This window comes from Streptomyces lincolnensis, assembly GCF_001685355.1.
GTDB lineage: Bacteria > Actinomycetota > Actinomycetes > Streptomycetales > Streptomycetaceae > Streptomyces > Streptomyces lincolnensis.
In genome coordinates, this window is sequence record NZ_CP016438.1 from 6992153 (window position 1) to 6998328 (window position 6176).

At 70.2% G+C, this 6176-nt stretch carries 8 protein-coding genes and 1 pseudogene; 5 read left to right on the top strand and 4 right to left on the bottom strand.

The features are described from left to right. The first annotated feature begins 113 nt into the window (after positions 1–113). The 3 genes from SLINC_RS31315 to SLINC_RS31325 all read left to right on the top strand — a co-directional run bounded on the left by SLINC_RS31315 (position 114) and on the right by SLINC_RS31325 (position 2785). Complete coding sequence (locus SLINC_RS31315) at positions 114–893, top strand: polysaccharide deacetylase family protein (protein ID WP_067440021.1); 780 nt, start codon at positions 114–116, stop codon at positions 891–893. After that, positions 893–2080, top strand: a complete 1188-nt coding sequence (locus tag SLINC_RS31320; protein ID WP_067440024.1) for a YncE family protein — start codon at positions 893–895, stop codon at positions 2078–2080. The genes SLINC_RS31315 and SLINC_RS31320 overlap by 1 nt, the downstream gene beginning before the upstream one ends. A gap of 78 nt (positions 2081–2158) precedes the next feature. Beyond that, positions 2159–2785: an ADP-ribosyltransferase gene (locus tag SLINC_RS31325; protein ID WP_079165192.1), complete on the top strand. Its 627-nt coding sequence runs from the start codon at positions 2159–2161 to the stop codon at positions 2783–2785. Here the strand turns inward: SLINC_RS31325 and SLINC_RS31330 are convergent. Further along, complete coding sequence (locus tag SLINC_RS31330; protein ID WP_067440030.1) at positions 2739–3407, bottom strand: GNAT family N-acetyltransferase; 669 nt, start codon at positions 3405–3407, stop codon at positions 2739–2741. The two genes, SLINC_RS31325 and SLINC_RS31330, sit on opposite strands and share 47 nt — an antisense overlap. A gap of 49 nt (positions 3408–3456) precedes the next feature. Between SLINC_RS31330 and SLINC_RS31335 the strand changes: the two genes are divergently transcribed. Then, positions 3457–4368, top strand: coding sequence for a MerR family transcriptional regulator (locus SLINC_RS31335; protein ID WP_067440033.1), 912 nt, complete (start codon positions 3457–3459; stop codon positions 4366–4368). Between the two features lie 50 nt (positions 4369–4418). Then, positions 4419–4631 (top strand): EF-hand domain-containing protein, encoded by a 213-nt coding sequence (locus SLINC_RS31340; RefSeq protein ID WP_067440036.1) that lies wholly within the window; start codon positions 4419–4421, stop codon positions 4629–4631. A gap of 109 nt (positions 4632–4740) precedes the next feature. Here SLINC_RS31340 and SLINC_RS49535 read toward each other — a convergent pair. The 3 genes and pseudogenes from SLINC_RS49535 to SLINC_RS31350 form a co-directional block, all read right to left on the bottom strand. After that, a pseudogene (locus SLINC_RS49535) lies at positions 4741–4863 on the bottom strand (ABC transporter ATP-binding protein); the annotation flags it as partial. Positions 4864–4970: 107 nt separating this feature from the next. Next, positions 4971–5513 carry an MOSC domain-containing protein gene (locus SLINC_RS31345; protein WP_067440039.1) on the bottom strand — a complete coding sequence of 181 codons (543 nt, stop codon included), beginning with the start codon at positions 5511–5513 and terminating at the stop codon, positions 4971–4973. A 26-nt stretch (positions 5514–5539) separates the two neighbouring features. Next, on the bottom strand, positions 5540–6097 hold the full coding sequence (locus SLINC_RS31350) for a glycoside hydrolase family 25 protein (protein WP_067440042.1): 558 nt from the start codon (positions 6095–6097) through the stop codon (positions 5540–5542). Positions 6098–6176 lie beyond the last annotated feature (79 nt).

A 6176-nucleotide genomic window follows, 5' to 3' on the forward strand; every position in this document is an offset into this window, starting at 1 on the left:
AGCCCCCTGAGGATGGGACGGGTAGGGGCGGCGGGGGCGAGGAAACTCGGCCCACGACCCGCACCAGCCACCGTTCGGACGAATCGCCGCTTTTCCACCCGTACCCCCCTTAAATGGTGCAGGTGACCACGCCCGACCGCCGGACGGCAATCCGCACCGCCGCCGCCCTAGTCGCCACAGGCACCCTCGCCCCCCTCACCGCCGGCTGCACACCCCCCACAGCCGCCGCAAAACCACCCCCCACCCCCACCCCCTCCAGACCTCAAGCCCCCACCCCCCGCCACTATCCGGCCCACCCCACCCACCTCACCCACGGCCCCCGCACCCACCCCCGCGTGGCCCTCACCTTCCACGGCGCCGGCAACCCCACCACCGCCCACACCCTCCTCACCGAAGCCGAACGCCACGGCGCCCACGTCACCGTCCTCGCCGTGGGCACCTGGCTCGACGCCCACCCGGACCTCGCCCGCCGCATCCTCGACGGCGGCCACGACCTGGGCAACCACACCCTGAACCACCGCGACATCAACGCCATGCCGGAGGCGGAGGCGACCGCCGAGATCACCGGCTGCGCCACCCGCCTCACCCGCCTCACCGGCTCGATCGGCACCTGGTTCCGCCCCTCCCGAGCGGCCCGAGCCTCCCCCCTCGTCACACGGCTCGCCCAGGACGCCGGCTACCCGCACGTCCTCTCCTACGACGTCGACTCCCTCGACTTCACCTCGCCCGGCGCCCCCGCCGTCACCCGCAAGATCCTCGGCGAGATCCGCAACGGATCCGTGGTGAGCCTGCACTTCGGCTACGCGGACACGGTCACCGCCCTCCCCGCCGTACTGGAAGAACTCGACCGCCGCGGACTGCGCGCGGTCACCACCACGGAGCTGCTGAGCTGATGCACCGCACCCTGACCACGCGCACCCTCGTCGCAGGCGCCGCCCTGACGGCTCTCACCGCCCTCGCCGCCTGCGGCACCGACACCAGGGACCGGGCGACCGAGGCCCGCGGCACGAAGGCCGCGATGCCGGCCCCGGTGAAGAAGAAGACCGTCCAGGGCCTGCCCGGCATGCCGCCCGTCCTCGACCCGCAGGACGTGTACGCGGCGGACCGCCCGAACAGACTCTCCCCGGTGGTCAAGGACTTCCCGTCCCGCGTCTACGTCCCCAACACCGAGTCCGACACCGTCTCGGTCATCGACCCGAAGACGTACGAGGTCATCGAGACGATCCCGGTCGGCCGGCAGCCCCAGCACGTCGTGCCGTCCTGGGACTTGAAGACCCTCTGGGTCAACAACAACCGCGGCCACACCCTCACCCCCCTCGACCCGAAGACCGGCAAAGCGGGCAAGGAGATCGAGGTCCACGACCCGTACAACCTCTACTTCACACCCCACGGCAAGTACGCCGTCGTGATGGCCTCCCTCGACCGCGAACTCGTCTTCCGCGACCCGCACACCATGAAGCGGATCAAGACCGAACCGGTCACCTGCTACGGCGTCAACCACGCCGACTTCTCCCTGGACGGCCGGTACTTCATCGTCTCCTGCGAGTTCAGCGGCGAACTCCTGAAGGTGGACACGGAGAAGATGAAGGTCGTCGGGCAGCAGAAGCTGCCCTTCGAGGGCGCGATGCCGCAGGACGTGAAGATCTCGCCGGACGGCAAGAAGTTCTACATCGCCGACATGATGGCCGACGGCATGTGGGTCCTGGACGGCGAGAAGTTCACCGAGCCGAAGCTCCTGCCCACCGGCAAGGGCTGCCACGGCCTCTACATCAGCCGCGACTCCCGCGAGATGTACGTCTCCAACCGCGGCGAGGGCACCGTCTCCGTCTTCGACTTCACGCAGGACAGGCTCACCAAGAAGTGGCACCTGCCCGACGGCGGCAGCCCCGACATGGGCGGGGTCTCGGCCGACGGCAAGGTGCTGTGGCTGTCGGGGCGTTACGACTCCGAGGTGTACGCCATCGACACCCGCACCGGCACCCAGCTCGCCCGCATCAAGGTCGGCAGCGGCCCGCACGGCCTCGCGGTGTATCCGCAGCCGGGGCGGTACTCGCTGGGGCACACCGGCATCTTCCGCTGAGGCGGCGAAGCGGCGGACACGCCGCCGGACGAGTGAACGTCCACAACGCGCCGTCGTGGAACCGGAATTGTGCTCTCCGTGATCACAACTCGCCTGCGGCGGCGCGCCGCTGCCGCCGTCCTGTCCCTGGCCGCCGTCCTCACCACGACCGCGGCCACCGCACCCGCCACCGAACTCACCACCACGGCCGCCGGCACCCCCGCCAAGGCCCCGGCCCCCGCCGACTGTCCCGTCCAGTACGACGACCCGATCAAGGCCGCCGCCGATCGCGGCGTCGACGTCGACCGCATCACCCCCGACCCGTCCTGGCGCACGACCTGCGGCACGCTCTACCGGGCCGACGGCCGCGGCCCGGACATCGTCTTCGAGCAGGGCTTCCACCCCAAGGACATCGACGGCCAGTACGACATCGAGAAGTACGTCCTGGTCAACCAGCCCTCCCCGTACGTGTCCACGACGTACGACCACGACCTGTACAAGAAGTGGTGGAAGTCGGGCTGGAACTACTACATCGACGCCCCCGGCGGCATCGACGTCAACAAGACCATCGGCGACACCCACAAGTGGGCCGACCAGGTCGAGGTCGCCTTCCCCGGCGGTGTCGCGCGGCAGTACGTCATCGGCGTCTGCCCGGTCGACAAGAAGACCAAGGTCGAGATCATGAGCGACTGCGAGAGCAACCCGTACTACGAGCCCTGGCACTGAGCAGCAGCGCCTCCGCCCCCACGGGGCGGTAGCCGGCCGCCTGGAACGCCCGCGTGCTGCGGGCGTTCCCCGGCGCGACCTGCGCCCACAGCGGCTCCGCGACGAGGTGCCGGGCCGCCGTCGCCAGCGCCCGGCCGAGCCCCCGGTGCCGTACCCCCTCGTCCACCTCCACGGAGACCTCCGGCCGTCCGGCGATGCCGCGCCCCACGACCACCACACCGCCCTCGGTCTCCCACGCGCGCACGTCGTCGCGCCGCCCGCGGGCGTAGGCGATGCGGGGATGGCCGCCGTCCTCGATCTCCTTGAGGGCGAGCGGCGGTTCACCCGGCAGCGGGCCGGCGACCAGCATCGCGTCGATGGTCTCGGCCGTCCGCCCGGTCCGCTCCAGCAGCGCCGACAGGAACCGCGGGTTCATCGTCGCCGCCAGCGCGTCGCACTCCAGGCCGCCGAGCGTCTCGTACACCCACGCCGGATCCTCGTCCGTGAAGACCACGGAGTGCGCCGTGAAGGCCAGCACCCCCGCGTCCCGGTGGGATGCCTGCGGCACGACGGTGGTCCGACCGTCCGCGGGCGGGAAGACTCCGCGGGCCGCCGCGTCGAGAATGTCCCGCAAGGTCTCCATCGCCGCGCTCCTTGAGTCTCCACCCGCTGGAAGGCCCAGACTCGCAGACATGATCGAAGACGGCACCGGCCTTTTCACCATCGGCGAGCTGGCCCGCGCCACCGGACTGACCGTGCGCACCATCCGCTACTGGTCGGACGAGGGCGTGCTGCACCCCGTGACCCGTTCCGCCGGCGGCTACCGGCTCTACGACGCCGAGGCCGCCGCCCGCCTGGAACTGATCCGCACGCTGCGCGAGCTGGGCCTCGGCCTGGACGTCGTACGCAAGGTGCTGGACGGGGAGCGGACGGTCGCGGAGGTCGCGGCCGCGCACGTGGCGGCGCTGGACGCGCAGATCCGGTCACTGAAGGTGACCCGTGCGGTGCTGTCGAGCGTGGCACGACGAGGATCCACGGCGAAGGAGATGACGTTGACGAACAAACTGGCGAGGCTGTCCGCGGCCGAACGGCAGCGGATCATGGAGGAGTTCGTGGAGGAGGCCCTGGCCGGGCTCGACACCGTCGACCCGGACATCCGGGAACGGATGCGGCGCACCGCCGTCGACCTCGCGGACGACCCGACGCCCGAGCAGGTCGACGCCTGGATGGAGCTGGCCGGGATGCTCCAGGATCCCGTGTTCCGGCGGCAGATGCGGCGGGCCGTCGAGTTCAACGCGGCCGACCGGGTCCCGGACGCCCCGCGCGGACAGTCCGTGTGGTTCGCCAAACGCCTGGTGGAGCTGGTGGCCCCGCTGCGGGAGCGCGGTGTCGAGCCAGGGGCACCCGAGGCGGAGCAGGCGCTGCGGGACCTGTTCGGGGACGCCGACCGGACCGCCGTACTGGAACGCATGACGGCCGGGTTCAACGAACGGGTCGCCCGCTATCGCGAACTGCTCTCCGTCGTGAACCGGCAGCCCGCGCCACCGCACGCCGAGGACTTCGCGTGGGTGGTCGCCGCACTGCGCGCTCGTACCGCCGGTTAATCTGACCTTCGTCAGCACACGGCAAGGAACGAAGAAAAAGGGGCGGCTCGGTGGCGAACATCGACGAAGCGCGCAAGCAGTTCGAGCGGATCGATACGGACGGTGACGGATTCATCACCGCTGCCGAGTTCAAGACCGCCCTCGCTCAGGAAGGTGACTGGAACGTCACCGAGTCCGTGGCCGAGGTCATCATCAGGACCCGCGACCTCAACGGGGACAAGGTGCTGTCCTTCGACGAGTTCTGGGTGTACCTGAGCAAGTGAGACGCCGCAGGGGGCGCCCGTCCGGGCCGGACGGGCGCCCCTTCGTCATGTCCGGCGCACGCAGCACCATGGCGTGAGGGGAGGCGCTCCCGGTCCGGCAGGTCCAGGCCCGTCGCCGGGGGAGCGGGACGACCGAGTTCGTCAGCCCCGTCAGGACGGCGTCCCGCACCCGCAGGGGCGCGGTGAGCGGATGACGCGGGTCCACATGACCGACGTACGCGCGCAGCACCCGGCTCACCGCATCGCCCGGTTCAACAGCGCGTCGACGAAGGCGTGGGCCAGGCTCCCTCCCGTGCCCTCGGGAGTGGGGCGGGCGTGCGTGCGCCGAAGGGGCCGTGTTCAGACGATCTCCAGGGGCCGGTGCGGCCCCTCCGGCAGCACGATCCCGATGCCGTCCCCGGGCCGTACGACCCCGCCCGCGAGCACGACACCCATGATTCCGGACTTGAACCGCACGCTCCCGTCGGCGTCCCGGCCGACGACCTGCTTCATCAACCCCTGCCGGAACGTGTCGATCTGGGCGCAGGGATTCCGCAGCCCGGTCACCTCGACGACGGCCTCGTCGCCGAGACGCAGCCGGGTCCCGACCGGCAGCCCCAGCAGATCGATCCCCCGCGTGGTGACGTTCTCCCCGAGCTCCCCGGCCGCCACCTCGAACCCGGCTCCGCGCACCTCCTCGAACAGCTCCTCATGGATGAGGTGCACCTGCCGAAGGTTCGGCTGCGAGGCGTCCCGCTTCATCCGGAACCGATGCTTCACCGTCACTCCGGCGTGCACGTCCCCCTCCACTCCGAGCCCGGCGAGCAGCCTGATGCTCTCCCGATTCGGCTTGGTGAAGGAATACGTGCCACTGCTGCTGACCGCGCTGACCGTCCCACTCATGGGGCAAGACTAGGCGAGGCCGCAGATCAGGCGTCCGCCGCCCACTTCCGCAGCGCCGCCTTGCTCTCGAAGTCGGCGACGTTCTTGTCCAGCGGGTCGGACGTGTACTGGTGGAAGCGCCACTTGGCCTTGATGCGGGGCTTGCCGGCGGTGACGTAGTCGGCGATCCAGAGGCCGTCGCCGGCGTAGGAGGTCGTGTCGACGTTGAGCCAGAAGTTCCTGTTGCAGTAGAGGATGACCCGGTTGTTGGGCCGCAGGGCCCTCACCTTGCGGATGAAGCTGTCCTTCTCCGCGTTGGAGGCGTGGGTGCCCTCGCCCGTGGTCTCCCAGTCGACGGCGAGGATGTCGCCGCCCTTCTCGGGGGCGTGCTTGACGAAGTACTCGGCCTGGGCGGTCAGGTTGCCCGGCCAGAGGAAGTGGTAGAAGCCGACGGTCAGACCGGCCTCGCGGGCGCGCTTGGTCTGGGCGGCGAGTTTGGGGTTGATGTACGAGCGGCCCTCGGTGGCCTTGATGAAGACGAAGGCGAGGCCGTCGGTGTTGTAGGCGGAGGACTGGTAGGCGCTCACGTCGATGCCGCGCAGCATTGGGAGACTCCCTGAAGTGTCAGTGGGGTGACAGGAGTTGGCGTGTCCCCACCTTGGCATGAGCAGGACGCGTGTGACG